This is a genomic window from Modestobacter marinus (assembly GCF_019799945.1).
GTDB lineage: Bacteria > Actinomycetota > Actinomycetes > Mycobacteriales > Geodermatophilaceae > Modestobacter > Modestobacter marinus_B.
In genome coordinates this window covers 43309-68339 of record NZ_JABGCH010000020.1, presented here as the reverse complement: position 1 = coordinate 68339, position 25031 = coordinate 43309, and the positions used below count along the sequence as shown (strand labels likewise).

The following is a 25031-nucleotide window of genomic DNA, read 5'->3' as shown; positions in this document are numbered from 1 at the left end:
GGGGGCCGCCGCGGCGCCCGGATCAGGTGCGGCTCATCCGAAGCGCCCGGTGATGTAGTCCTCGGTCGCCTGCTCGTCGGGGTTGCTGAAGATCTTCTCAGTCGGGTTGAACTCGACCAGCCGGCCGGGCTGGCCCACGCCGGCGAGGTTGAAGAACCCGGTGGACTCGCTCACCCGGGCCGCCTGCTGCATGTTGTGGGTGACGATGACGATGGTGAAGCGATCCTTCAGCTCCGTCATCAGGTCCTCGATGGCCAGGGTGGAGATCGGGTCGAGCGCGGAGCACGGCTCGTCCATCAGCAGCACCTCCGGCTCCACCGCGATCGCCCGGGCGATGCACAGCCGCTGCTGCTGACCGCCGGACAGCCCCGAGCCGGGGCGGTTCAGCCGGTCCTTGACCTCGGTCCAGAGGTTGGCCCCGCGCAGCGACTTCTCCACGAGGTCGTCCATCTCGGACTTCTTCATCCTCGTGCTGTTCAGGCGCACGCCGGCGATGACGTTGTCGTAGATCGACATCGTCGGGAACGGGTTGGGGCGCTGGAACACCATGCCGATCTGCCGTCGGACGTCGACCGGGTCGATGTCGGCGCTGTAGAGGTCCTGGCCGTCGATGACGACCTTGCCCTCGACCCGGGCGCCCGGGATGACCTCGTGCATGCGGTTGAGCGACCGCAGGAAGGTCGACTTGCCGCAGCCCGAGGGTCCGATCAGCGCGGTGATGCTGCGCGGCTCGATGGAGATGTTGACGCCCTCCACGGCCTTGAAGTTGCCGTAGTAGATGTCCAGGTCCGAGACGTCGATGCGCTTGGCCACGGTGTCCTCCAGGTGGGTCGGTCTCAGCGACCGGTCTTGGGAGCGAAGAAGCGGCTGATCAGGCGCGCGACGACGTTGAGCGCCATGACCAGCATGATGAGCACGAGCGCGGCCGTCCAGGCCCGCTCGATGGCGAGCTCGGGCGGGTAGCCCGGCTGGGTGAGCTGGTAGAACGCGAAGACCGGCAGCGTCGCCATCCGGCCCTCGAACGGGTTCAGGTTGGTGCCGTTGATGATCCCGACGGTGACCAGCAGCGGGGCGGTCTCGCCGATCACCCGGGCCACGGCGAGGGTGACGCCGGTGCCGAGGCCGGCGATCGCGGTCGGAATGACGACCTTGACGATCGTCCGCCACTTGGGCACGCCCAGCGCGTAGCTGGCCTCGCGCAGCTCGTTGGGGACGAGCTTGAGGACCTCCTCCGAGGACCGGACGATGACCGGGATCATCAGCACCGACAGTGCGATGGCGCCCATGACCCCCAGCCGGACGCCAGGGCCGAAGAACAGCGCGAAGAGGGCGAAGGCGAACAGGCCGGCGACGATCGACGGGATGCCGGTCATCACGTCCACCAGGAAGGTGATCGCCCTCTTCAGCCGGCCGGTGCCGTACTCGACGAGGTAGATCGCGGCCAGCAGGCCGATCGGCACCGAGATGACCGTGGTGAGCAAGGTGATGATCAGCGTGCCGAAGATGGCGTGGTAGGCGCCGCCGCCCTCGCCCACGACGCCGAGCATCGAGGAGTTGAAGAAGGCCGCGTCGAAGCGCCGCAGCCCGTTGTCCAGGACGGTGTAGACCAGCGAGGCCAGCGGGACCATCGCGATGACGAACGCCGTCGTCACGATGCAGGTGACCAGCCGGTCGGTGCCCTTGCGGCGGCCCTCGACCGCCCGCGAGGTCAGCCAGACGGCCAGCGTGCCGAGGACCGCGCCGTAGACGACGGTGAGGGCGAGGTTGAAACCGGTCAGCGCGGACAGCAGCGCGCCGAGGACGAGACCGGCCAGGTACAGCCCCGTCGCCGCGAAGCGGGGCAGTCGCCGGTGGCTCTGGACCGGGCCCGGGCGCTCGGTGACCGGAGCCGGGGCGGGAGAGGTCTGGGTGCTCATCAGTTGGCTCCGGAGAAGTCGGCGCGCCGGTTGACGATCCAGCGGGCGAGCATGTTGACCGCCATGGTGATCGCGAACAGCGCGAGCCCGCTGGCGATCAGCGTGTTCACGGCCAGGCCCGTCGACTCGGGGAACTGCAGGGCGATGTTCGCCGCGATCGTCGAGGGGTTGCTGCTGGAGATCAGGTTGAAGGTGATCCCGCCGGATCCCGAGAGCACGATCGCGACGGCCATCGTCTCGCCGAGCGCGCGGCCCAGGCCCAGCATGGCCCCGCCGATGACCCCCGACTTGCCGTAGGGCAGCACGGCCATCCGGATCATCTCCCAGCGGGTGGCGCCCAGGGCCAGCGCGGCCTCGCGGTGCAGCGCCGGCGCCTGGCTGAACACCTCGCGGGAGATCGCCGAGATGATCGGCAGGATCATCACCGCCAGCACCAGGCCGATGGTGAGCATCGTGCGCCCGGTGGCCGAGGCGGGCCCGGCGAACAGCGGGATGAACCCGAGGTTCTCCGCGAGCCAGCCGTACAGGGGCACCAGGGCCGGCGCGAGCGCCGCGATGCCCCAGAACCCGTAGACCACGCTGGGGATGGCGGCGAGCAGGTCGATCACGTAGCCCATGGCCGTCGCCAGCCGGCGCGGTGCGTAGTAGGTGATGTAGAGAGCGATCGCCACGGCGAGCGGGGTGGCGACCAGCAGCGCGATGACCGCGGCGATGAGCGTCCCGAAGACCAGTGGCCCGATGTAGGCGGTCAGGGTCTGGCCGCCGGGGAGGTCCGCGGCGGCGGCGGTGATCGCCGGCCAGGCCTCGCCGATCAGGAAGATCGCGACCCCGGCCAGCACCAGCAGGATGAGGATCCCGGAACCGGAGGCACTGCCGGCGAAGATCCGGTCCCCGACGCGGCGCTTCGGGCGCGGGGGAGTGGGGGGTGCGCTGGTGAGGGTCACCGATCGCTCCGTGGCTCGTCGTACGGGGTGGTCAGGGGGTGAGGGGTGACGCGGCACGGCGGCCCGGAGTGTCCGTGGGACTCCCCGGGCCGCCGCATCGGGCCGTCGATCAGCTGGCGACCGTGATGGCGTCGATGGCGGTCTGCGCCTGCTCGCGTGCGTCGGCGGTGATCGGCGAGCTGCCCGCGGCGTCGGCCGCGGCGGTCTGGCCCTCCTCGCTGACCACGTAGCCCATGAACGCCTTGACCGCGTCGGCCTTCGCCTGGTCGTCGTACTCGACGCAGCCGATGTGGTAGCTGACCAGCACGATCGGGTACTCGTCAGCGGAGGTCGTGGTGCGGTTCACCTCGACGGCGAAGTCGTACTCCCCACGACCTGCGACCCGCTCGGAGTTCGCGACGACGGCCGCCGCGGCCTCCGGCGACGGGGCCACGAACTCCGACCCGACGCCGATCTTGGCGACGCCCAGCGCACCGGCCTGGCTCTCGTCGGCGTAGCCGATCGCGCCGTTGCCGGCCTGGACGGCGGAGATCACGCCGGAGGTGCCGTTGGCGGCCTCGCCGCCGGGCAGCGGCCACTCGCCGTCGGGCTCGGAGGTCCACACCTCGGGCGCGGCCTGCGACAGGTAGTCGGTGAAGTTGGTGGTCGTGCCCGAGTCGTCGGCTCGGTGGACCGGGGTGACCGCCAGGTCGGGCAGCGTCACACCGGGGTTGTCGGCGGCGATGGCCGGGTCGTTCCAGGTCGTGATCTGGCCGGCGAAGATGCCGGCGACGGTGGCCGGCGCCAGGTTGAGCTCGTCGACCCCCTCGAGGTTGTAGACCACCGCGATGCCCGAGACGTAGTTGGCGAGCTCGAAGACCTCGCCGCCGCCGCAGCGCTCCTGCGCGGCGGCGAGCTCCTCGTCGTCCAGAGCGGCGTCGGAGCCGGCGAAGTCGGTGCCGCCGGCGATGAACTGCTCACGGCCACCGCCGGAGCCGACCGGGTCGTAGCTGAAGGAGACGCCGGGCTGCTGGCTGTTGAAGCCGGCCTGCCAGGCCTGCATGGCGGCCTGCTGGCTGCTGGCGCCCGCGCCGACCAGGTCGCCGCTGAGCTGTTCGGCGCCGGCGCCGGCGCTGCCCGCGGCGCCCGAGCCGCCACTCGTCTCGTTCGCGGCGCCACAGGCGGCGAGGGCGAGGGTGGCGGCGAGCCCTGTGGAGAGGGCTGCGGCGCGCGTCGTCGTGCTGAGCTTCAACGCAGTGCCTTTCGATGGAGGGACCCGGACGTCGATGCCGGGTGGCGAGTTCCTGCGAGGCACAGCGTGAGTGGCGCAGATGGACGGATCCGGGTGCCCGGGTGAACGCCCGGTGAACGACTGTCGAGGCTTCGGTCACGACTCGTCCGACACTGTCCGTCCAACGGGTGAACGCGCTTCGGAAAGGTCGCTGAATCGGGGGGGCCGCGGCCGGTTCAGCGAGGAGTGGGCGAGCGTTCCCAGGAGACGTCGACGGCGTGCCGGGTGAACCTGCTGCGCTCGTACAGCGCCACCGCCGCGGTGTTGTCCGCGTCCACGTACAGCAGCACGGAGGTCAGCCCGGCCCGCCGCAGGTGGGCCAGCCCGGTGTCGGTCAGGGCGCGGCCCAGCCGCATGCCCTGGGCGTCGGGGTCGACGCCGAGCACGTAGATCTCACCGACCGGCTCGTCGCCGGCCTCACCGGCCGGGTGCACCTTGGTCCAGTGGAACCCGAGCAGCCGGGGTCCGGCGGGCTCCGCGCGCCAGGCGAGAAAGAAGCCGGCCGGGTCGAACCACGGCTCGGCCTCCCGGACGGCGAGGTCCTCGGGGGTCCAGCGGCCCTGCTCGGGGTGGTGCGCGAAGGCACGGGCGTTCACCGCCAGCCAGGCCGCCTCGTCGACGCCGGGTCGGAACGTCGCGATCGACAGCTCCGGCGGCAGGGACGGGTGCGGGTCGGCGTCGACGCCGGACAGCGGACGGCGCATCTGCAGCAGCACCCGGGCCCGCCGGTACCCGCGCGCGGTGGCCAGCTCGGTGGACCCGGGCAGCTCGCCGTGCGCCCACACCCGCAGCGGCCGCTCCCCGGCCAGCTCCTCGAGCCGGGCGAGCAGTGCCGTGCCGACGCCCTGCCGCCGGGCGTCGGGGGCGACGACCAGCTCGGCCTCGGCCTCGGCCAGCTCCTCCGGCAGCTCGAGCCGGGCGTAGCCGACCAGCGCGCCGTCGGGCGTGCGGGCGGTCAGGTCGCTGCCCCCGGCCGGTCCGCCGTGCTGCAGGCGCAGCTCGGACTCCTCCGAGACCGGGCGCACGCCGTCGGCGGCCAGCGCGGCACCGAGCAGGTCGAGGACCTCGGTGACCGCGGGTGGCGTGAGCCGCCCGGTGCGCTCGATCGTCGCCGGCAGGGGACCCGCGGCGGGGGACGGGGTCAGGAGACCGGCGAGGAGGCGTCGGCCGGCGCCACGGCCGCGGCGGCCGCGGCGGCGTCGGCCACCTGCTGGTCGAGCTTGTAGCCGACGTTGCGGACGGTGCCGATCAGCGCCTCGTGCTCGGTGCCGAGCTTGGCGCGCAGCCGCCGCACGTGGACGTCGACCGTCCGGGTGCCGCCGAAGTAGTCGTAGCCCCAGATCTCCTGCAGCAGCTGGGCGCGGGAGAACACCCGGCCCGGGTGCTGGGCCAGGTACTTGAGGAGCTCGAACTCCTTGTAGGTGAGGTCGAGCGGGCGGCCACGGAGCTTGGCGGAGTAGCTGTGCTCGTCGATGACGAGCTCGCCGGCCCGGGTCACCCCGCCGTCGCCGCCGTCGGCGGGGGCCGCGGCGGCCAGGCGCCGGGCCGCGGCCCACTTCAGCCGCGCGTCCACCTCGGCCGGGCCGGCGGTGTCGAGGACGACGTCGTCGACACCCCAGTCGGCCGACAGCGCCACGAGCCCGCCCTCGGACAGGACGGCGACCAGTGAGGCGGCCACCCCCGTCGAGGACAGCAGGGCGCAGAGCGTGCGCGCGGAGACCAGGTCGTGCCGGGCGTCGACGAGGACGACGTCCCCCGCGTCACCGTCGAGCAGGCTGGACAGCTCGGGGGCGACCACGCGCACCTGGTGGGCGAGCAGGCCCAGCGCCGGGAGCACCTCCGTGGTCGGCTGTCGCGCCGAGGTCATGAGCACGAGCCGCATGTCGTCTCCTCATCGTGCTGCCGTCCCGGGGCTGTCGACGACACTGTCGAGCTGAGAGGGCAGGATAACCGATGTGCCCCGCCGTCCTCCCCGACCTGTGGGGGAGCGCACGGTCCGTGTCCGCGCCGCAGACGGCGTCGAGCTGTCCGGCATCGTCGTCCCGGCGCTGCCCGGTGCCGCCGCGGGCGGCCGGCCGGTCACCTTCGTCCTCGCGCACGGCTTCACCAACTCGGTGTCCCGGGAGCCGTTCCGCCGGCTCGCCGGGTGGCTGCGGGCCTTCGGTGAGGTCCGGGCGCTCGACTCGCGGGGGCACGGGGGCTCCGGCGGCGGCACTACCGTGGGCGGCGACCCGGAGATGGGTGACGTCGACGCGGCGGTGCGTGCCGCCCGGGCGGACGGCGCCGACGCGGTGGTGACCGTGGGCCTGTCCATGGGCGGTGGCGTCGCGTTGCGCCAGGCCGCGCTGGGCGCCCACCGGCCGGACGCGGTGGTCTCGGTCAGCGCGGTGAGCCGCTGGTACGTGCGGGAGACTGCGCCGATGCGGCGCGTGCACTGGCTGCTGGAGACCACGGCCGGGCGCCGGGTCGCCGCGGGGCTGCTCGGCCTGCGCCTGGGCGTGCCGTGGGAGACGGTGCCCCCGGCGCCGGTGGAGGTCGTCGCCCGGATCGCCCCGACACCGCTGCTGCTGGTGCACGGCGACCGGGACGAGTACTTCCCGCTGGAGCACTTCCGCGCCCTGGTCCAGGCCGCCGGGCCGGCGGCGACGGCCTGGGTGGTGCCGGGCATGGGGCACGCCGAGAACGGGATGACCGGCCCGCTCGCCGAGCGGATCGGCCGGTGGGCGTGCGCGGCCGTGGCCGGGCCCGACACGGCCGGCCGTCGTGAACCGGTCACCCCGCCGTCCTCTGCGACGATCGTCGGATGACCGCCGCCGCGCCGGACGCCCCGGTGTCCCCGCGGGCCCACCACCTGCCGGCGGCGGGCCTGGCCGTGGTCGTCACCGCCCTGCTCGCCGGCCTCCCGCTCGCGTTCGACGGGGTCGGCCGGCTCGTCGCGGTGGCGGCGCTGCAGGCCGCCCTGATCGCCGCCTGGGTCCGGTCCACGGGCATCCGCGGGCCGGCCGGGGCGCTGGTGATCGGCGCGGTCGCCTCGCTGGTGGCCGACGTCGTCCTGCTGCTGCCCGAACGGCCCACGCTCGACCCGCTCGCCGCGGTGCTCGGCCTGGGCCTGCTGGCCGCGGTCGTGCACCAGATGACCCGGCCGGCGCCCCGGCCGCAGCTGGTCCCCTCACTGGCCGGTGTGGTGCTGCTGCTGTGCGCGGTGTGTGCGCTGGCGGTGCTGCTGGTCGTCGGCCGGCTGGAGGACGGGCCGGGCGCGGTGACGGGCACGGCGCTGGTGGTGGGGGCCGCGCTGGTGGTGGGGCACCTGGTCGACCTGGCGCTGCCCCGGCCGGCCGTCGCGCCGGGCGTGCCGTGCGGGGCGGCCGCGCTGGTGCTCGCGGTCGTCGCCGGCGCTGGGGCCGCCCTGCTGCTCGGCGACCGCGGGTCGCTGGCCGACGTGCTCTCCGTCGTGACCTTCGGTGCCGCGGTCGGCGCGGTCGCGGCGCTGACGTCGCTGGGTGCCTCCTACGTCGTGGTGGAGCGCGCGGAGTCCGGCTGGGCCGGGGCGGTGCTGCAGGCGGTGCTGCCGCTGGCCGCGGCCGCCCCGGTGGCCTACGCGCTCACCCTGAACGGGCTCGGGTGAGCCGGCGCCGGGCCGGGTGCCTGCCCGTCCTGGTGGTGCTGCTGCTCCTGCTGGTCGGCGCGCTCGTGGTTGTCGACCGGGTGGCCGTGGGCGTCGCCGAGGACCGGGTGGCCGAGCAGGTCGCCGCCCGCGGCGGGCTCACCGGGCCGCCGGAGGTGGAGGTGGCCGGGTTCCCGTTCCTCACCCAGGCGCTGTCCGGGGAGTACGACGACATCCGCATCCGGCTCACCGCCGAGGAGCTGGCCCAGCCCGCGGGCACCCGCGCCGACGTCGTGCTGCGCGGGGTCCACCTGCCGCTCTCGGACGCGCTGTCCGGGCAGGTCTCCGAGATCCCGGTCGACCGGGTCGACGGGACGGCGACGCTGTCCTACCCGCTGCTCGCCGAGCGGATGGGCGGGGACACCGCGCTGGCGCAGGAGGGGGACGGCATCCGGGTCGCCCGGACCGTCGAGGTGCTCGGCCTGCAGATCCCGGTGACCGCGGCCGGCACGGTGCGCCTGGACGGGCAGGACCTCGTCATCGACGTCGGCGACGCCTCCGCCGGCGCGGTCGACGTCCCCGACGCGGTGCTCGACCGGGCCGCCGACCTGCTGGACCTGCGCTACCCGGTGCCCGCCCTGCCGTTCGGGTTGCAGCTGGTGAGCGTCACCCCCGCGGCGGACGGCGTCGTCGTCCGGGTGGAGGCCGCCGACACCGTGCTGCGCGGCTGATCCGGACCCCCGGAATGCGCCCGGCCGGGCGCCCGTTGCCCGGGGCGTGAGCGGAGCGGGTCTGGCGGTGCTGGAGCGGCTGGGCGTCCGGCCGGCCGAGGCCGACCTCACCGTCGTGCAGTTCTCGACCGCCTTCTGCGGTCCGTGCCGGGCGACCCGGGCCCGGGTCCAGCAGTTGCAGGCCACCCGGCCGGGGCTGGCCTACCTGCACGTCGACGCGGAGAGCCACCTGGACGCGGTGCGCGAGCTGGACGTCCGGCGCACCCCGACGCTCTTCTACCTGGACCGGGACGGCGTCCTGCTGGGCCGCAGCTCCGGGGCCCCGCGGCCGGCGGAGCTGACCGCCGTGGTGGACGCCCACACGGCGGTGCGCCGGTGATCCGCTACCCTCGGGCCGTGGGCACCCTGCTGACCTCGCGCCGCACAGTGGACCTGTGCCGCGTCGGCAGCTGCCTGTGTCCGGCCTCCTGAGGGCGACCGCGTCTCGCCCAGACGTGCCCTGTCCGCCGTCCGGAGACCCCCCACATGACCGCGAACCCCTGCTCCGCCGCGCCCGCCCGGACGACGTCCGGAGCTCGTGAGGTCGCGCGCGCCCGGGCTGCCCGCCGTCCCTGACCGTCCGGCGGGCCCGCGCCCGCCCCGTCCGACCCCCGCACATCCCCAAGGAGGAACACATGGCTCGCAACGACGTGCTCGTCACCGCCGACTGGGCCCAGGAGAACCTGGGCAAGCCCGGCCTGGTCTTCGTCGAGGTCGACGAGGACACCAGCGCCTACGACGGCGGTCACCTCGAGGGTGCCGTCAAGCTGGACTGGAAGAAGGACCTCCAGGACCCGCTGCGCCGCGACTTCGTCGACAAGGCCGCCTTCGAGGCCCTGCTGTCGGCCAAGGGCATCAGCAACGATGACACCGTCGTGCTGTACGGCGGCAACAACAACTGGTTCGCCGCCTACGCGTACTGGTACCTCAAGCTCTACGGGCACCGCGACGTCAAGCTGATCGACGGCGGCCGCAAGAAGTGGGAGCTGGACGGCCGCCCGCTGTCCAAGGACACCGTCGAGCGCCCGGCCACGCAGTACCAGGCCAGCGAGCCCGACCTGTCGATCCGCGCCTTCCGCGACGAGGTCGTGGCGTCGATCGGCACCAAGAACCTCATCGACGTCCGCTCGCCCGACGAGTTCTCCGGCAAGATCCTGGCGCCGGCGCACCTGCCGCAGGAGATGGCGCAGAAGGGGGGCCACGTCCCCACCGCGAAGAACATCCCGTGGAGCAAGGCGGCCAACGAGGACGGCACGTTCAAGACCGACGAGCAGCTCGCCGCCCTCTACGACGAGCAGGGCTACGACGACAGCAAGGCCACCATCGCCTACTGCCGGATCGGCGAGCGGTCCAGCCACACCTGGTTCGTGCTGCGCGAGCTGCTCGGCAAGCCCGACGTGAAGAACTACGACGGCAGCTGGGTCGAGTACGGTTCGCTCGTCGGCGTCCCCATCGAGAAGTGAGCTGACATGTGTGGAGCCCCCAAGCAGGGCGGAGCCCTCGACGGCATCGACCTGGCGACCCAGACGGTGATCCAGGGCCAGGTGTGGCACGACGGCACCCCGGTCGCCGGCGCCTACGTCCGGCTGCTCGACACGACCGACGAGTTCACCGCCGAGGTCGTCACCAGCCCGGAGGGCGAGTTCCGCTTCTTCGCCGCCCCGGGTGAGTGGAAGCTGCGCTCGCTGGCCCCGGTGGGCAAGGGCGAGCGCGTCGTCAGCGTCGACGTCGGCCTCAACGAGACCACCGTCGTCCTGGACTCCTAGCAGGACCAGCACAGCGCCCGTCCCGGCTCCGGCCGGGGCGGGCGCTGTGCTGTCCTTCCTCAGAGACCGAGGAGCCCGGCGAGGTCGCGCATGGCGGCGTCGAAGAACGCGTCGGCGTCGGTGACCGCGCCGGTGAAGTGGCCGAACAGCTCGAAGCTGATCGTCCCGAACAGGCTGCTCCACGCCAGCAGCCCCCGCGCGCGCACCGTGTCGTCCAGGGCCGGGTGCTCCCCGCCGAGCACCTCGGCCGTCGCCTCGCTGATCGTGACGGTGACGACGCCCGAGGCCGCCGGCAGCTGACCGGCCCGGGCGGCGTCGCCGAGGACCCGGCCCAGGACGGCGCCGACCCGGATCGCCGCCGGGACCGTGTCCTGCGGCGCCCGGTAGCCCGGCACCGGGGAGCCGTACAGCAGCGCGTACTCGTGCGGGTGCGCCAGGGCCCACCGGCGGACTGCCCGGCAGACCGTGAGCCACCGCTCGGCCGGCGCGGCCGTCGGGTCGTCGGCCTCCTCCGCCGTCGCGCCGAGGGCGTCGTACCCGTCGAGGATCAGCCGGGTCAGCAGGTCGTCGCGGCTCGGGAAGTACCGGTAGACCGCGGAGCTCACCATCCCCAGTTCCCGCGCGACGGCCCGCAGCGACAGGCCGGCCGCCCCGACCGTGGCCAGCTGGGCGCGCGCCAGGTCGGTGATCTCGGCGGTGATCTCGGCGCGGGCGCGTTCGCGGGCGGTGGTCGGCACCCGCCCAGGATGCCGGACGAGATCGGTGCACGCAATCGAGAGCGGCGCTCTTGACACGGTGGGGTGGCAACGGGCACGGTGGTCATCGAGCGAGAGCGCCGCTCTCAACCAAGGCGAGGAGACCGAGATGGCGCGACATGTGGTGGTGGGCAAGGGCCCGGTCGGGTCGGCGACGGCACAGTTGCTGGCCGAGCGGGGGCACGAGGTGCTCGTGCTCTCGCGCAGTGGCGGCCGCAGCACGGACGCCGTCGAGCACCGGGCGGTCGACGCCGCCGACGCCACGGCGCTGACGGCGGCGGTGGGGCGGGCCGACGTCCTCTACAACGCGGTCAACCCGCCGTCGTACACGGACTGGACCCGGGACTGGCCGCCGATCGCGACCGCGCTGCTGACCGCGGCGGAGCTGTCCGGGGCGCTGCTGGTCACGATGTCCAACCTCTACGTCTACGGCCGGCCCAGCGGGCCGATGACCCCGCAGAGCCGGCTGGCCGCCACGGACGTCAAGGGCCGGATCCGGACCCGGATGTGGGAGGACGCCCTGGCCGCCCGCGCGGCCGGGCGGGTGCGGGTCACCGAGGCCCGCGCGTCGGATTTCCTCGGGCCCGGCGTGCCGGGGGAGCAGTCGCACCTCATGCGCCAGATGGCGACCCTGCGCCGCGGCCGGCGGGCCTGGGTCATCGGTGACCCGGCGGCCCCGCACAGCTGGACCTACGTCCCCGACGTCGCCGCCACCCTGGCGGTCCTCGGGACCGACCCGCGGGCCGAGGGGCGGGCCTGGCACGTGCCGACGACGCCGCCCCGCACCCAGCGGCAGGCGCTGACCGACCTGGCCCGGGCGATGGGCGTCGAGCCGGTGCCGGTCAGTGGCATCCCGTGGCCGGTGTTGCGCGCCGCGGGCGTCGCCGTCCCGCTGTTCCGCGAGCTCGTCGCCATCCGGCACCAGTGGGACGCGCCGTTCGTGATCGACGCGACGGAGACCGCCGCCACCTTCGGCCTGGCGCCCACCCCCTGGGAGGACGCCCTGCGGGCGACCGCGGGGGTGGTGACCACGGGGGCCTGACGGCGGGCCCGAGCCGCGCGGATACCGTGGCGGCATGGGTCTGGTCTCCGCCTGGGTGTTGGTCGCGCTGACCGCGCTGACCTCGATCGGCCTCGCTGCCTCGGCCTGGCGCGTCGCGCGACGCGACGGGGTGGAGCGCACCCGATGAGCGCCCCGACGCCGCCCGGCCTGCCCGGTGGTCCCGTCGAGGGGCCCACGGAGCTGCCGGTGCCCGACACCGTCGACGTCCGGGAGGGGCCGGAGGTCGCACCCGAGCTGCTCTCGGTCCTGCCGCTGCTCGGCGAGTGGCACGGCGAGGGCCAGGCCGCCGGGCCGGCGGGGGACCACCGGTTCGGGCAGTGGGTCCGCTTCGCGCACGATGGGCGGGACTTCCTGTTCTACGAGTCGCGCACCTGGCGGCTCGCCGACGACGGTCAGGTGGTCGGCCCCGACCAGCGGGAGACCGGCTTCTGGCGGCCGCGCGGGGACGACGAGGTGGAGCTGCTGGTCTGCTCGCCGGCCGGTCTGGTGGAGATCTACGCCGGCCGGGCCCGGACGACGACGAGCTGGGAGCTGGTCAGCGACGTGCTGGCCCGCACGCCCGACCACCCCGACACCAGCCGGGCCACCCGGTTGTACGGCATCGTCGACGGCGCGCTGATGTACGCCGTCGACCGGGCCGCCGGCGACCAGCCGCTGCGGCCGACCATGTCCGCCCGCCTGGAGAGGATCCGCTGACCCCCGTGACCGCCACCGCGCCGTCTCCCCGCCCCGCCACCCCGCGCCAGGTCGCCGACGCCTACGTCGACGCGCTCACCGAGCTCGACCCGCTGCTGGCCACGGCGCTGGGCACCCGCCCCGGCGACGACCGGCTGCCGGACACCAGCCCGGCCGGTGCCCAGGCGGAGGCGGACCTGGTGCGCCGGACCCTGGCGGAGCTGGACCGGGTGCTGGCCGAGGACCCCGCGCTGGCCGAGGACCCGGTCGAGCGCCGCTGCGCCCGGCTGCTGCGCGAGCGGCTGGACGCGGGCCTGGCCCTGCACGAGGCGGGGGAGCACCTGCGGGCGGTCTCCAACCTCTTCTCGCCGGTGCACGCGATCCGCCAGGTGTTCTCGATGATGCCCACCCGGACCACCGAGGACTGGGCGGTGCTGGCCCGCCGCCTGGCCCGGGTGCCGGAGGCCTACCGGGGCTACCAGGAGTCGCTGACCGCCGGCGCGGGCCGGGGGCTGTTCGCCGCGCCCCGCCAGATCCGCACCGTGGTCGGGCAGCTGGACGAGTGGCTGGCCGGTCCGTACTTCGCCGGTGTCGTCGCCGGTGGGCCCGAGGAGCTGCGCGGGGAGCTCGACGCGGCGGCCGCCGCGGCCGACGCCGCCGTCGCCGAGGTCCGCGACTTCCTGCGCGACGAGTACGCCCCGAAGGCGGAGGGGACCCCGGACGCCGTCGGCCGGGACCGCTACGCCCGCTTCGCCCGCTCGTGGAACGGCGCCGACCTCGGCACCGGCACCCGGCTGGAGGAGGCGTACGCCTGGGGCTGGGCCGAGCACCGGCGGATCCTGGCCGAGCAGCGCGCCGAGGCCGAGAAGGTGCTGCCCGGTGCCACGCCCATGGCGGCCATGCGCTGGCTCAAGCAGAACGGCGAGGCCGTCGAGGGCGTCGAGGCGATCCGGCAGCGGCTGCAGGCGATGATGGACCAGGCGATGGACGCCCTCGACGGCGTGCACTTCGACATCGCCGGGCCGGTCCGCCAGGTCGAGGCGATGATCGCCCCGCCCGGCAGCGCGGCGGCCCCGTACTACACCCGCCCGGCGCAGGACTTCTCCCGGCCCGGCCGGACCTGGCTGCCCACGCTCGGGCAGGAGCGGTTCCCGCTGTGGGACCTGGTGTCCACCTGGTACCACGAGGGCGTTCCCGGCCACCACCTGCAGCTGGCCCAGTGGGCCTACGTCTCCGGCCAGCTGTCCACCTACCAGACGTCGGTGGGCTCGGTCGGCGCGAACGTCGAGGGCTGGGCGCTGTACGCCGAGCGGCTGATGGACGAGCTGGGCTTCCTGGAGGACCCGGGCGCGCGGCTGGGCTACCTGGACGCGCAGCAGATGCGCGCGGTGCGGGTGGTCGTCGACATCGGCATGCACCTGGAGCTGCCGATCCCCGAGGGCGTCGAGGGCTCGGTGGCCGGGCACGCCGGCGAGCCGTGGACCCCGGAGCTGGCCCGGGCCTTCTTCGGTGACCACTGCGGCCGGGACGAGGCCTTCCTCGACAGCGAGCTGGTGCGCTACCTGGGCATGCCCGGGCAGGCGATCAGCTACAAGCTGGGGGAGCGGGCGTGGCTGGAGGGCCGGGAGGCGGCCCGGCAGGCCAGGGGTGCGGAGTTCGACCTCAAGGCCTGGCACATGGCCGCCCTCTCCCAGGGCAGCCTCGGCCTCGACGACCTCGCCGCCGAGCTCGCCCGCCTCTGAGGGCGGAAGTGGCCACGTCCGCCCTCGACCGGGGGACGGTCGGGCGCTGCCATAGGGCGGAAGTGGCCACTTCCGCCCCTACTCGGGGGCGTCGGCGGGGACGGGGTTGACCTCGTCGGCGTCCCAGGCGGTCCGGTCCCGTGGGTCGGCCGGCGCGATCTCCAGCCCGGCCGTCGTCAGCAGCTCGCCGATGCACGCGGCGCTGCCCCCGACGTAGGTGCTGACCAGGTCGACGTCGGTCACCACGCACCAGGCGCGGTCCGCCGGCCACCAGAGGTTCGCGCTCTGCTCGAAGGGCTCGGCCGCGAAGTTCGCCGTCGCGAGCTCGATCGGGCCGTTGACCAGCCAGTACTCTCGCGTGGGCAGGGCGAGCGGGGTGTGGTCGGTGATGATCGTGCCGCCGACCGCCACGCCGAACCAGCAGACGTCGGGAGTCGTGGTGTGCCGGGAGAGGACCGGGACCATCCGTTCGGCCACCGGCACCGGCAGGTGGCCGCGCGCGGGGGCGCCGTGCCACAGCGGCGCCTGGTCGTCGTTCTCGAAGTAGTCCATCGCGCCGGTGACCGAGCCCCACTGCATGAGAGGGTGCGGGGTGGTGGCGTTGGCCGCGGCCACGGCGGCCCAGGGCACCTCGACGTCGTCGTCCCCGACGTACCGGACGGCGGGGTGGAAGATCCGGGCAACGGCCTCGAAGCGGGCGGGGACGTGTGCGGCGACGGTGTCCGGGCGGGCGCCGCGGGTGGCCTCGGCGAGCCACAGGCCGGCGGAGGTGTCGAGCGCGACGGCCCGTCCGGCGAACTGCACGCGGCCATTCTCGCAGAGAACGGACAACCCCCGGGCTGCTCCGCGGCGCTGGGCCCCGCCGGAGCGGGGGAGCGGCACGCGGGCCGACTGGACAATGGTCGGCGGCCCGGGGGTCGGGTGACTGTCCGGTTCTCGCTCGCCGCCGTACGACGGACGGGCGATCATGCCGTCGTTCGGAATCCACTCCGAACAGGCGGCCCATCTGGACGGCGGCTAGCGGACAGCCACCTCACGAGTCCGATCAGCATGCAAGGTTACGGACCACCTCCTCTCTCGTGTGCCACGACGGTACGTCGCGATCCGAGGGGCGGCAACGCGCTTTTTCAGCCCTCGGCGGACGGCCGCTGGTAGACGTCGGGCACCCCGTCGGCGTCCTCGTCGGCCGTCTCCGCCTCCTCGATCAGCCGGTACCGGCGGTCCCTGAGGCGCAGCAGCACGGCCGCGAGCGCGGCGGCGGTCAGGGTGCCGGTCAGGACGCCGACCTTCACGTGCTCGTCGCGCACCGACCCCTCGCCGTAGGCCAGTGCGCCGATGAGCAGCGAGACGGTGAAGCCGATGCCGGCGAGCAGCGCCAGCCCGATCACGTCGGGCCAGCCGAGCGACGGGTCGAGCTGGGCGCGGGTGAAGCGGGAGACCAGCCAGGTGGCCAGGGTGATGCCGATGGCCTTCCCGGCCACCAGGCCGACGACGATGCCGATCGCCACCGGGTCCGACAGCGAGTCGACCAGGCCGGAGAACCCGCCGATGGTGACGCCGGCGGCGAAGAAGGCGAAGACCGGGACGGCGAACCCGGCGGAGATCGGCCGGATCCGGTGCTCGAGGTGCTCGGCCAGGCCGGGCCCGGCGTCCGGTCCGCCATGGGAGTCCGCATTGCTGCGGACCACCGGGACGGTGAACGCCAGCAGCACGCCGGCGACGGTGGCGTGCACGCCCGACTCGTGCATCAGCACCCAGGTCACCACGGCCAGCGGCACCAGCAGCCACCCTGCCGTCCGCCCGCCCCACCACCCCGACGAACGCACCCGCTTCTGCACGAGGAACCCGAACACCGCGAGCGGCACGAGCGCGAGCAGCAACGGCGTGATCGCCAGCGACGAAGTGTAGAAGATCGCGATCACGGTGATCGCCAGCAGGTCGTCGACGACGGCCAGGGTGAGCAGGAACGTGCGCAACGCGGCCGGCAGGTGGGTGCTGATCACCGCGAGGACGGCGAGGGCGAAGGCGATGTCGGTCGCCGTCGGGATCGCCCACCCCGCGAGCGCGCCGTCCCCGGTGCGCAGGTTGACCAGGGTGAACAGCACCGCCGGGACGATCATCCCGCCGACGGCGGCGGCGACCGGGAGGACCGCCCGCCGCGGCTCGCGCAGGTCGCCGGCCACGAACTCCCGCTTCAGCTCCAGTCCCACCACGAAGAAGAAGACCGCCAGCAGCCCGTCGGCCGCCCAGGTGCCGAGGGTGAGGTCGAGGTGCAGCGACGCCGGCCCGACGCGCAGGTCACGCAGCGACTCGTACGCCGCCGACCACGGGGTGTTGGCCCAGACGAGGGCGATGGCCGCGCCGATGATGAGCAGGACGCCCCCGACGGTCTCCCTGCGCAGGACCTCGGCGATCCGGGAGGTCTCGGCCCAGGACCCGCGGCGGAAGAGGGGGCTGGTCATCGGGCGGCTCCGGGGTGCGGGGGTCGGGTCAGGAGTTGCCGACCAGACTTCCCGGCGCACCAGTGCCGAGACTACCGGGCGAGCAGTTCCCGGGCCCGCCGGGTGAGCCCCGCGTCGCCGCGGTCCACACCGTCCAGCCGGGTCACCGGCGCCGCGCCGCGGATCCCCGACAGCAGCCAGACCGCGTCGGCGGCGTGCAGGTCCTCGACGGTGCCCGGCGTGACGGCGGTGGGCCAGCCGTCGGCCTCGGCCGCGGCGAACAGCCGGGCCTGCGTGGTGCCGGCGAGGATCCCGGTCTCCACCGGCGGGGTGTGCAGCCGACCGCCGGCGGACCAGACGACGGTGGACGTCGGCCCCTCGAGCAGCTGCCCGTCCAGCGAGGTGAACACGACGTCGTCCGCGGCGGCCGTGCGCGCGTGCCGCAAGGCGGCCATGTTGACCGCGTAGGACAGCGTCTTGGCCCCGCCCAGCAGCCACGGCGCCCGGGCGCGGAGGTCGGCCGGCACCCCCAGCGACAGGGAGACGACGGCGATGCCCTCGTCCCGCTGCCGGATCGTCTCCGCGGGTACGGGGGCGAGCAGCGCGACCAGCGTGGGCGGCGTGCCGTCCCCGAGGCCGCGGGTGAGCAGCACCCGGCAGGCGCCGTCCACGTCGGCCGGCCAGTCCTCGACGACCGCGGCGACCACGGCACGGACCGCGTCGTCGCCGGGGTGGGCGAGGTCCATCAGCCGCGCCGAGCGGCCGAGCCGGGCCAGGTGGGCGGGCAGGTGCGGCGTCGTCCCGCCGGCGACGAGCACGGACTCGAAGGCGCCGTCCCCGCGACCCAGCCCCAGGTCGAAGGCGCCGACGACGGGCTCGTCCCAGCCCACCGTGCGGGCCGCCCCGTCCCGCCAGACCGCCACCCGCGCACCCGTCTGCTGCCGCTCGATCACGGGCCCACCCTGCCGTACCGGCGAACTAGGCTCGGCCGCGTGTCCGGTGAGGAGAGCGTCCCGCTCGCCGCGCAGCTGCGCGCCCGGGGCATGCGGCTGACCAGCCAGCGGCAGCGCGTGCTCGCCGCGGTGGCCGCGCTGGAGCACGGCACGCCGGAGGAGATCCACGCCTGGCTGAGGGCCGAGGCCGGGGCCGACGGCGCCGCGCCGGACACCTCGACCGTGTACCGCAACCTCGAGGTGCTGGAGCGGCTCGGCCTGGTCTGGCACACCCACCTGGGCAAGGGCGCGCCGGTCTACCACGCCGCGCAGCACCCGCACCTGCACGTGGTGTGCCAGTCCTGCGGGCAGATCATCTCGGCCGATCCCGGGCTGCTCGACAGCGCCGCGGAACGTCTGGCCGCCGATCTGGGTTTCACCGTCGACGTGGGTCACGTGGCGCTGAGCGGCACCTGCCGGGCCTGCGCGGAGAAGACCCGAACGGAGCACCGATGACCACCCCGTCCCCCCTGCTGTCCCGACCCGGCGCGGTCGCGCTCGCGCTGCCCGACGGCGGCACGGGCACCGTCGCCGGCCATTACGGCGACCCGTTGCCCGAGCAGCGCCGGCTGGCCGAGGGCGCCGGACTGGTCGACCGCAGCGACCGTGACGTGCTCGTCGTCCCGGGCGCCGACCGGCTGACCTGGCTGCACAGCCTCACCAGCCAGCACCTGGAGCGGCTCGGCGACGCCACCGGCAGCGAGGCGCTGGTGCTCTCGCCGCACGGGCACGTCGAGCACCACGTCGTCCTCACCGACCTGGGCGGCACCACCTGGGGCGACGTCGAGCCGGGCACCGGGGCCGCACTGGTCGACTTCCTGCAGCGGATGCGGTTCATGCTCCGGGTCGATCCGGCGCTGGTCACCGGCGAGTGGGCGCTGCTGTCGCTGGTCGGCCCGCGCGGGGACCAGGTGCTCGGGGCGGTCGGCTGGCCAGTGCCCGCGGACCCGTACGCCGTGGCCGCCCTGCCCGGCGGCGGGTGGGTGCGCCGGATGCCGGCGATCGGCGACGGGAGCGCCGCCGTCGTCGACCTGCTCGTGCCGCGCGCCGAGCTGTCCCCCCGCGCCGACGAGCTGCTGGCCGCCGGGGCCACCCTGTCCGGTCTGGACGCCTACGAGGCGCTGCGCGCCGAGGCCCGCCGGCCGCGGGCCGGGGTCGACTCCGACCACCGCACGATCCCCAACGAACTGGAGTGGCTGCGCACCGCCGTCCACCTCGAGAAGGGCTGCTACCGCGGCCAGGAGACGGTCGCCCGGGTGCACAACCTCGGCCGCCCGCCGCGCCGGCTGGTGCTGCTGCACCTGGACGGGATGAGCGAGACGCTGCCCACCCCCGGGACGCCGGTCACCGCCGGGGCGCGCGAGGTCGGCCGGGTGGGCACCGTGGTGCGCCACCACGAGCTCGGGGTGATCGCGCTGGCGCTGGTCAAGCAGTCGGTGCAGCCGGGCACGGCGCTCCACGTCGGGGAGGCGGTCGCCGCGATCGACCCGGACGACGTTCCGCAGGAGGTCGACGCGGACGTCGCCGCAGCCCGGAACCGCGTGCGTGCGGTGCGGTCTGCCACGATCAACCGGTGACCGGCGGCACCCTCATCACCCTCGCGCCCACCGGCGCGGAGTCGGCGAAGGCCGACGTGCCGGCGTTGCCGGTGACCGTCGAGGAGGTCGTCGCCACCGCGCGGGACTGCCAGGCGCTCGGGGCGGCGGTGCTGCACCTGCACGTCCGCGGCGCCGACACCCGCCCGACCCTCGACCTGGGCCGGGTGCGCGAGGTGGTCGCCGCCGTGCGGGAGGCCACCGACCTCGTCGTCCAGCTGTCCACCGGCGGCGCGGTCACCGACCCGTTCGACGCGCGCCTCGCCGTGCTGGACGCGGCACCGGACGCCGCCTCGCTGTCGCTGGGCACGGTGAACTTCGGCCGGGACGTCTTCAGCAACCCGTGGGACCTCATCGTCGAGCTGCACACCCGCATGCAGGAGCGCGGCATCGTCCCGGAGTACGAGGTCTTCGACCTGGGGCACCTGGCCACCCTCGCGCGGTTGCTGGACCGGTACGGCCTGCCGCACGGTGGGCACGTGCACGTCGACCTGGTCATGGGCGTGCCCGGTGGCATGCCCGGGACGACGGCGGCGCTGGCCGCGTGCCTGCCCTTCCTGCCGCCCGGCGCGACGTTCGCGGCGACCGGCGTGGGCCGCACCTCGCTGCCGGTGATGCTGGCCGCGCTCTCCGCCGGCGGTCACCTGCGGGTCGGCATGGAGGACACCCTGACGTATGCGCCCGGTGAGCCGGTGCGCGACAACGCCCAGCTCGTGGCCCGCGCGGCCGGGCTCGCCCGGATCGCCCAGCGGCCGCCGCTGTCGACCCCCGAGGCCCGGCAGCTGCTGGGCATCCCCGTCCGACCCGCTGTGGAGGTCTCCCCGTGACTGCCCCGACCCCGGCTGCCGGCGGCGCTGCCGTCGACGCGCTGCTCGACCCCGCCTTCCTGGACGGGATCGAGGAGCTGTCGATGGCCCAGGTGCGCGCCCTGCGGCACCAGGCCGAGCAGGAGGAGGTCAACCTCTCCTACACCCGGCGCCTGCTGCAGGGCCGGCTGGACATCGTCCGCCGGGAGCTGCAGCGCCGGGCGGAGCACGACGGCCGCTCGCTGGTCGACCTGCTCCCGGAGATCCTCTCCGAGAAGGGCCGCGGTCCGGCGCACGGGCTGGGCCGGCACCAGACGGTGCAGCCGACCGCCCCGGAGCACATGGAGCAGTGGGTCAACAGCCTGGCCCCGGACGTCGACCTCTCCGACGTCCCGTCCCTGCCGGACGACAAGCTGGAGTCCGCCGCCCGCGCGCTCGGCGCGGGGGAGCGGAGCCTGTCCGAGCGGCGCCGCGGCGTGCAGCAGGTGATGGACGCCGTCGCCGGTGAGCTCGCCCGCCGGTACCGCGACGGGCTGGCCGACGTGGCGCAGCTGCTGGCCGACGAGTCGCGGCACCGGTGAAGGTCGAGGGACCCCGTCCCCCTCAGCACTCGCACGCTCGCGCCGAGCCTCTGGACGGGGCCGACCACTCGCACGCTCGCGGCGGGGCCCTGCAGGGCGGCCGTTCCAGCACGTCACCATGGCCCGACGCCCCGGTGCTGGTCGAGGTGTGGCGCTCGGGCTTCCTGGAGTCCGTGCACCGCGGGGCGCTCGTCGTCCTGGACGCCGAGGGCCGGCCGCTGGTGCAGGCCGGCGACGTCACCCGGCCGGTGCTGCCCCGCTCGTCGAACAAGCCGGTGCAGGCCCTGGCGTACCTGGCCGCCGGCTGGGAGCCGCGCGACGACCGGGACCTGGCGATCGCCGCCGCCTCGCACAACGGGGAGGACGGGCACCGGGAGCTGGCCGGTGAGCTGCTGGCCGCCGCCGGGCTGGGCCCCGACCACCTGGGCTGCCCGCCGGCCCTGCCGCAGCACGAGGACACCCGCGCGCAGTGGCTGGTGGCCGGCCGGGCGCCGGAGCGGCTGGCGATGAATTGCTCGGGCAAGCACGCCGCGATGCTGGCGGCCTGCATCGCGGCCGACTGGCCCACCGAGGGCTACCTGGAGCGCGATCACCCGCTGCAGCAGTCGATCGAGGCGCTACTGGGGGAGGCCGCGGGGGAGCCGGTGACCGCGGTGGTCGTCGACGGCTGCGGCGCCCCGCAGCACGCGCTGTCGCTGACCGGGCTGGCCCGCGGGGTGCTGTCGCTGGTGCAGTCGGCGGTGGGCACGCCGGAGCGGCGGGTGGCCGACGCGATGCGCGCCCATCCGTGGCTGGTCGCCGGCACCGGACGTGAGGACACCGAGCTCATGCAGGGCCTCGCCGGGCTGCTGGTCAAGGGCGGGGCCGACGGCGTGCACGTCGCCGCGCTGCCCGGTCGCGGCGCGGTCGCGGTCAAGCTGGACGACGGCGGGGACCGCGGCCGGCTGCCGGCCCTGGCCGCTGGGTTGCGGCGGCTCGGGGTGCCGGCCGAGAAGTTGTCCCGGTGGCTGGTGACGCCGGTGTGCGGTGGCCACAGCGTGGTCGGTGAGGTCCGGGCGGGCGCCGTCCTGGCCTGACCGGCCGGTCGACCCTGCTAGCCCCCCGCTTGCAAGAGCTAGCAGTCCTGGCTACCGTGGTGGTGTGCAGCGACCCACCGAGTTCGTCCGCGAGCAGGTGAGTGCAGTCCGGGAGACCATGACCACCGCCGCGGCCAGCGCTGCCGCGGAGGCCTCCACCGTCCCCGCGCACGTCGGCGACTTCATCCGGAGCCAGCGCAACGCCGCGCAGGTGTCCCTGCGGGAGCTGGCCCGGTCCGCGGGCGTGAGCAACCCGTACCTCTCCCAGGTGGAGCGTGGGCTGCGCAAGCCGTCGGCGGAGATCCTGAGCCAGATCGCCCGGGGGCTGAAGATCTCGGCCGAGACCCTGTACGAGCAGGCCGGGATCCTCGACCGCAGGTCCGGGACGGCGGGCACCGTGGCCGCGATCCGCGCCGACGAGGCCATCTCCGAACGCCACAAGGCGGTCCTGCTCGAGCTGTACGAGACCTACGCCCGAGAGCGCGCCCGCGAGCAGGTCGCACCGCCCACCCACGAGTCATCCCAGGAGGAGACGGCATGAGTGCCACCGACACCCTGAAGCACTACGGCGAGACCCTCGTCGACACCGGTCGCACCGGTCTGCTCGCCATGATCGGCGCCGGCGACGTCGCCGTCGAGCAGGCCCGCGCGGTCGTCGACGGCCTGCGCTCGCGCGCCGAGGCGCTGCCCGGCGAGGCCCAGGTGCAGGCCGACCTGGCAGCCAAGGAGGCCCGCACCCGCGCCGAGCACGCCCGCGCCGCGGTCACCTCGGCAGCGGCCACCGTGCGCCCGGAGACCGTCGTCGGCACGCTCGCCGGCTTCGTCGGGACCGCCCGCAGCCAGGCCCTGCACACGATCGAGGAGCTGGCCGGCCGCGGCACCAAGGTCGTCGACGACCTGCGCACCCAGCCGGTGGTCCAGCGGGTCGTCGGCCACACCGAGTCGACCGTGGACGCCGCCGCCGACACGGTGCAGGACGCCGTCACCGGCCTGGTCGAGAGCACCGAGGACGCGGTGGACACCGCGTCGAACCGGGTGACCTCCATCACACAGAAGACCAGGTCGCGCGCCGACCGGGCGCTCGACGAGCTGGCCGAGGAGACCGGGGCCGCGACGTCCTCGGCGAAGCGCCGGGTGCGGGCCGCCACCGCCCCCGCCAAGGCCGACGAGCCGGCCGCGACGGCGGCTCCGGAGGAGAAGCCGGCCGCCAAGCGCACCGCCAAGGCCGCGCCGACGAAGGCCAGCACCGCGACGCTGCCCGACCCAACCGCGATCCCGGCCAAGAGCCCCGACGCCGACCACCAGGAGTAGGACTCCTCGCTGAGGGTCTGACCGCCGCCCCGTCACCCGCTCGCGTGGGGTGACGGGGCGGCGGCGTCCCACCCGCTGGGGCGCGGCGACTCCGTGCCGGCCCCGCCGGGACGCCCGAGGCGCCTATCCTGGCGCGCATGGTCAGCTTCGACGGGCTCGTCTACCTGGTCGCCTTCTACGCGACCCTCGCCCTCGCGGTGTGGGCCTTCGTCGATGCGATGGTCCGCCCCGCGGCCGCCTTCGTCGCGGCCGGCAAGCTGACCAAGCCCGGCTGGATGGCGATCACCGGGATCGCGCTGCTCGTGCTGCTGTGGATGCAGAACCCGCTGAGCTTCCTCGGGCTGCCCGCGGTCATCGCGTCCGTCGTCTACCTGGTCGACGTGCGCCCCGCGGTGCGCGGCCTGCGGCGGGGCAACAGCAACTGGTGAGCTGCGCCCCGCGCGGTCACCAGCTCTCCGGCCGGTCGTCGGCCGGCATGATCACCCACAGCACCAGGTAGGCGATGAACTGCGGGCCCGGGAGCACGCAGGAGATGACGAACGCCAGCCGCAGCCCGTTCCGGGAGATCCCGAGCCGGCGGGCCAGCCCGGAGCACACCCCGGCGATGACCTTGTGTCGGGTGTCGCGGGTCAGCCGGCGGGACATGGGGGCGGTCATGGGCCGACCCTACGGCCGGGACCTGCGCCGTGGCGATCAGGCGAAGACGCCGGCCGGGGGTTCCGGGGAGGGCTGGGCCTCGGCGTCGGTCACCGGCCCCAGCTGCCCGATGAACGTCCGCAGCGACTCCCCGTCCACCACGCGGGAGGGCATGGGGTCGCCGGCGCAGCGGCGGGTGAGCGCGGCGATCGGCAGCTCCGCGTCCGAGGCGACCGCGACCAGGTTGCCGAACCGCCGGCCGCGGAGGGTGCCCGGCTCGGCGATCAGCGCCACGTGGCCGAAGACCGCCGCGAGGGTGGCCGCCTCCGCCCGGGCGAACCGCAGCGGCGGGCCGTCGGAGACGTTCCACACGGTGGTGCCGCCTGCCCGCAGCACCCGGGCGACGTCGGTGGCGAACTCGACCGTCGTCAGGTGCGCCGGGGTGCGTGCGCCGGCGAAGACGTCAACCACGACGACGTCGGCACTGCGCGGCGGCAGCGCAGCCAGCCCCGCGCGGGCGTCGGCGGCCCGCACCCGGATGCGGGCACCGCGGGGCAGCGGCAGGCTGCTGCGGACCAGCTCGGTGAGCCGCTCGTCGACCTCCATCACCCGCTGCGGGGAGCCAGGCCGGGTCACCGCCACGTAGCGCGGCAGGGTCAGCGCGCCGCCCCCGAGGTGGACGACGTCCAGCGGCTCCCCGGGCTCACCGGCCAGGTCGAGCACGTGGCCGATCCGCCGGACGTACTCGAACTCCAGGTGCGTCGGGTCGGTCAGGTCGACGTGCGACTGGGGGACGCCGTCGAGCAGCAGCTGCCAGGACCCGTCCCGGTCGGCGTCGGCCAGCAGCTCTGCGGTGCCCCCGGCGACCTCCGTGCGCCCGGGGAGCGGGGTCAGGTGCGAGCGGTCCCGCCGGCTCACCGTGCTCTCACGCGGTCATCGTCCCCCACCCGGTCGGCCCCGGGAGGCGGTGATCACCGCGCCCCAGCCCCTCGTGCACGCCGGACGACCACCAGACCGGCGAGGGACGTCACGGACGACGCCGCGGCCACGGCGATGGCCGGATCCACCCAGCCGGTGAACGCCTGCGT

Annotated in this window: 29 protein-coding genes; 17 read left to right on the top strand and 12 right to left on the bottom strand. The window is 74.8% G+C overall.

The genetic code is table 11. The features are described 5' to 3' along the window. Positions 1-33 precede the first annotated feature (33 nt). The 6 genes from pstB to HK417_RS16505 all read right to left on the bottom strand — a co-directional run bounded on the left by pstB (position 34) and on the right by HK417_RS16505 (position 6012). A complete protein-coding gene (pstB, locus tag HK417_RS16530) occupies positions 34-813 on the bottom strand; it encodes a phosphate ABC transporter ATP-binding protein PstB (protein WP_222268417.1) in 780 nt (259 codons plus the stop codon). 23 nt (positions 814-836) lie between these two features. Further along, entirely contained in the window at positions 837-1916 is a 1080-nt protein-coding gene (pstA, locus tag HK417_RS16525; protein WP_222268415.1) for a phosphate ABC transporter permease PstA, read from the bottom strand. Continuing rightward, complete coding sequence (pstC, locus tag HK417_RS16520; protein WP_222268413.1) at positions 1916-2860, bottom strand: phosphate ABC transporter permease subunit PstC; 945 nt, start codon at positions 2858-2860, stop codon at positions 1916-1918. The genes pstA and pstC overlap by 1 nt, the downstream gene beginning before the upstream one ends. Positions 2861-2969: 109 nt before the next feature. Beyond that, complete coding sequence (gene pstS / locus HK417_RS16515) at positions 2970-4091, bottom strand: phosphate ABC transporter substrate-binding protein PstS (protein ID WP_222268411.1); 1122 nt, start codon at positions 4089-4091, stop codon at positions 2970-2972. 215 nt (positions 4092-4306) lie between these two features. Further along, a complete protein-coding gene (gene mshD / locus HK417_RS16510; RefSeq protein ID WP_308123651.1) occupies positions 4307-5236 on the bottom strand; it encodes a mycothiol synthase in 930 nt (309 codons plus the stop codon). Between the two features lie 35 nt (positions 5237-5271). Further along, the gene (locus HK417_RS16505) at positions 5272-6012 is read right to left on the bottom strand and encodes a winged helix-turn-helix transcriptional regulator (RefSeq protein WP_222268409.1); all 741 of its coding nucleotides are present in this window, start codon (positions 6010-6012) and stop codon (positions 5272-5274) included. A 73-nt stretch (positions 6013-6085) separates the two neighbouring features. Between HK417_RS16505 and HK417_RS16500 the strand changes: the two genes are divergently transcribed. The 6 genes from HK417_RS16500 to HK417_RS16475 all read left to right on the top strand — a co-directional run bounded on the left by HK417_RS16500 (position 6086) and on the right by HK417_RS16475 (position 10270). Then, positions 6086-6937, top strand: coding sequence for an alpha/beta fold hydrolase (locus tag HK417_RS16500; protein WP_222268407.1), 852 nt, complete (start codon positions 6086-6088; stop codon positions 6935-6937). Beyond that, positions 6934-7755, top strand: coding sequence for a hypothetical protein (locus HK417_RS16495; RefSeq protein ID WP_222268405.1), 822 nt, complete (start codon positions 6934-6936; stop codon positions 7753-7755). The genes HK417_RS16500 and HK417_RS16495 overlap by 4 nt, the downstream gene beginning before the upstream one ends. After that, positions 7752-8465: an LmeA family phospholipid-binding protein gene (locus HK417_RS16490; RefSeq protein WP_308123645.1), complete on the top strand. Its 714-nt coding sequence runs from the start codon at positions 7752-7754 to the stop codon at positions 8463-8465. Before HK417_RS16495 ends, HK417_RS16490 begins: the two co-directional genes overlap by 4 nt. A gap of 46 nt (positions 8466-8511) precedes the next feature. Next, entirely contained in the window at positions 8512-8844 is a 333-nt protein-coding gene (locus HK417_RS16485; RefSeq protein WP_222268404.1) for a thioredoxin family protein, read from the top strand. A 295-nt stretch (positions 8845-9139) separates the two neighbouring features. Then, entirely contained in the window at positions 9140-9967 is an 828-nt protein-coding gene (locus HK417_RS16480; RefSeq protein ID WP_222268402.1) for a sulfurtransferase, read from the top strand. Positions 9968-9973: 6 nt separating this feature from the next. Continuing rightward, the gene (locus tag HK417_RS16475; protein ID WP_222268400.1) at positions 9974-10270 is read left to right on the top strand and encodes a DUF1416 domain-containing protein; all 297 of its coding nucleotides are present in this window, start codon (positions 9974-9976) and stop codon (positions 10268-10270) included. A 59-nt stretch (positions 10271-10329) separates the two neighbouring features. Here HK417_RS16475 and HK417_RS16470 read toward each other — a convergent pair whose 3' ends face one another. After that, entirely contained in the window at positions 10330-11007 is a 678-nt protein-coding gene (locus HK417_RS16470) for a TetR/AcrR family transcriptional regulator (RefSeq protein ID WP_222268398.1), read from the bottom strand. Positions 11008-11134: 127 nt separating this feature from the next. Here HK417_RS16470 and HK417_RS16465 point away from each other — a divergent pair, with 127 nt between their 5' ends. The 3 genes from HK417_RS16465 (at position 11135) to HK417_RS16455 (ending at position 14505) form a co-directional block, all read left to right on the top strand. Beyond that, complete coding sequence (locus HK417_RS16465) at positions 11135-12067, top strand: NAD-dependent epimerase/dehydratase family protein (RefSeq protein ID WP_261326997.1); 933 nt, start codon at positions 11135-11137, stop codon at positions 12065-12067. A gap of 144 nt (positions 12068-12211) precedes the next feature. Then, a complete protein-coding gene (locus HK417_RS16460) occupies positions 12212-12784 on the top strand; it encodes an FABP family protein (protein ID WP_222268396.1) in 573 nt (190 codons plus the stop codon). Between the two features lie 5 nt (positions 12785-12789). Further along, on the top strand, positions 12790-14505 hold the full coding sequence (locus HK417_RS16455; RefSeq protein WP_222268394.1) for a DUF885 domain-containing protein: 1716 nt from the start codon (positions 12790-12792) through the stop codon (positions 14503-14505). Positions 14506-14583: 78 nt separating this feature from the next. Here the strand turns inward: HK417_RS16455 and HK417_RS16450 are convergent, their stop codons facing one another. The 3 genes from HK417_RS16450 to HK417_RS16440 form a co-directional block, all read right to left on the bottom strand. Then, positions 14584-15309 (bottom strand): hypothetical protein, encoded by a 726-nt coding sequence (locus HK417_RS16450; RefSeq protein ID WP_222268392.1) that lies wholly within the window; start codon positions 15307-15309, stop codon positions 14584-14586. Between the two features lie 323 nt (positions 15310-15632). Next, positions 15633-16967 carry a Na+/H+ antiporter NhaA gene (gene nhaA / locus HK417_RS16445; protein ID WP_222268390.1) on the bottom strand — a complete coding sequence of 445 codons (1335 nt, stop codon included), beginning with the start codon at positions 16965-16967 and terminating at the stop codon, positions 15633-15635. Positions 16968-17038: 71 nt separating this feature from the next. Further along, entirely contained in the window at positions 17039-17899 is an 861-nt protein-coding gene (locus tag HK417_RS16440; RefSeq protein WP_308123644.1) for an aminotransferase class IV, read from the bottom strand. A gap of 39 nt (positions 17900-17938) precedes the next feature. On the opposite strand from HK417_RS16440, the gene HK417_RS16435 reads away from it, so the two are divergent. From HK417_RS16435 to HK417_RS16400, 8 genes are all read left to right on the top strand, one after another. Further along, positions 17939-18394 (top strand): Fur family transcriptional regulator, encoded by a 456-nt coding sequence (locus HK417_RS16435; RefSeq protein WP_222268388.1) that lies wholly within the window; start codon positions 17939-17941, stop codon positions 18392-18394. Next, a complete protein-coding gene (gene ygfZ / locus HK417_RS16430; RefSeq protein WP_222268386.1) occupies positions 18391-19515 on the top strand; it encodes a CAF17-like 4Fe-4S cluster assembly/insertion protein YgfZ in 1125 nt (374 codons plus the stop codon). The genes HK417_RS16435 and ygfZ overlap by 4 nt, the downstream gene beginning before the upstream one ends. Then, the gene (locus HK417_RS16425; protein WP_222268384.1) at positions 19512-20360 is read left to right on the top strand and encodes a 3-keto-5-aminohexanoate cleavage protein; all 849 of its coding nucleotides are present in this window, start codon (positions 19512-19514) and stop codon (positions 20358-20360) included. The genes ygfZ and HK417_RS16425 overlap by 4 nt, the downstream gene beginning before the upstream one ends. Next, entirely contained in the window at positions 20357-20920 is a 564-nt protein-coding gene (locus tag HK417_RS16420) for an RsiG family protein (protein ID WP_222268382.1), read from the top strand. The genes HK417_RS16425 and HK417_RS16420 overlap by 4 nt, the downstream gene beginning before the upstream one ends. 134 nt (positions 20921-21054) lie before the next feature. Beyond that, positions 21055-21996, top strand: a complete 942-nt coding sequence (locus tag HK417_RS16415) for an asparaginase (protein WP_222268381.1) — start codon at positions 21055-21057, stop codon at positions 21994-21996. 64 nt (positions 21997-22060) lie between these two features. After that, positions 22061-22537, top strand: coding sequence for a helix-turn-helix domain-containing protein (locus HK417_RS16410; RefSeq protein WP_308123643.1), 477 nt, complete (start codon positions 22061-22063; stop codon positions 22535-22537). Next, on the top strand, positions 22534-23307 hold the full coding sequence (locus HK417_RS16405) for a hypothetical protein (protein WP_222268379.1): 774 nt from the start codon (positions 22534-22536) through the stop codon (positions 23305-23307). The genes HK417_RS16410 and HK417_RS16405 overlap by 4 nt, the downstream gene beginning before the upstream one ends. A 137-nt stretch (positions 23308-23444) precedes the next feature. Then, the gene (locus HK417_RS16400) at positions 23445-23735 is read left to right on the top strand and encodes a DUF2516 family protein (protein ID WP_222268377.1); all 291 of its coding nucleotides are present in this window, start codon (positions 23445-23447) and stop codon (positions 23733-23735) included. Between the two features lie 16 nt (positions 23736-23751). Here the strand turns inward: HK417_RS16400 and HK417_RS16395 are convergent, their stop codons facing one another. Then, entirely contained in the window at positions 23752-23964 is a 213-nt protein-coding gene (locus tag HK417_RS16395) for a PspC domain-containing protein (RefSeq protein WP_222268375.1), read from the bottom strand. Between the two features lie 36 nt (positions 23965-24000). Next, positions 24001-24861, bottom strand: a complete 861-nt coding sequence (locus tag HK417_RS16390) for a spermidine synthase (RefSeq protein WP_222268373.1) — start codon at positions 24859-24861, stop codon at positions 24001-24003. Between the last annotated feature and the right edge of the window lie 170 nt (positions 24862-25031).

What these genes read in the sequence shown, in the direction of transcription:
- pstA (WP_222268415.1), bottom strand. Translation starts at nt 1,916, where the DNA reads ATGAGCACCCAGACCTCTCCCGCCCCGGCTCCGGTCACCGAGCGCCCG.
- HK417_RS16505 (WP_222268409.1), bottom strand. Translation starts at nt 6,012, where the DNA reads ATGCGGCTCGTGCTCATGACCTCGGCGCGACAGCCGACCACGGAGGTG.
- HK417_RS16495 (WP_222268405.1), top strand. Translation starts at nt 6,934, where the DNA reads ATGACCGCCGCCGCGCCGGACGCCCCGGTGTCCCCGCGGGCCCACCAC.
- HK417_RS16480 (WP_222268402.1), top strand. Translation starts at nt 9,140, where the DNA reads ATGGCTCGCAACGACGTGCTCGTCACCGCCGACTGGGCCCAGGAGAAC.
- HK417_RS16475 (WP_222268400.1), top strand. Translation starts at nt 9,974, where the DNA reads ATGTGTGGAGCCCCCAAGCAGGGCGGAGCCCTCGACGGCATCGACCTG.
- HK417_RS16465 (WP_261326997.1), top strand. Translation starts at nt 11,135, where the DNA reads ATGGCGCGACATGTGGTGGTGGGCAAGGGCCCGGTCGGGTCGGCGACG.
- HK417_RS16460 (WP_222268396.1), top strand. Translation starts at nt 12,212, where the DNA reads ATGAGCGCCCCGACGCCGCCCGGCCTGCCCGGTGGTCCCGTCGAGGGG.
- nhaA (WP_222268390.1), bottom strand. Translation starts at nt 16,967, where the DNA reads ATGACCAGCCCCCTCTTCCGCCGCGGGTCCTGGGCCGAGACCTCCCGG.
- ygfZ (WP_222268386.1), top strand. Translation starts at nt 18,391, where the DNA reads ATGACCACCCCGTCCCCCCTGCTGTCCCGACCCGGCGCGGTCGCGCTC.
- HK417_RS16405 (WP_222268379.1), top strand. Translation starts at nt 22,534, where the DNA reads ATGAGTGCCACCGACACCCTGAAGCACTACGGCGAGACCCTCGTCGAC.
- HK417_RS16400 (WP_222268377.1), top strand. Translation starts at nt 23,445, where the DNA reads ATGGTCAGCTTCGACGGGCTCGTCTACCTGGTCGCCTTCTACGCGACC.
- HK417_RS16395 (WP_222268375.1), bottom strand. Translation starts at nt 23,964, where the DNA reads ATGACCGCCCCCATGTCCCGCCGGCTGACCCGCGACACCCGACACAAG.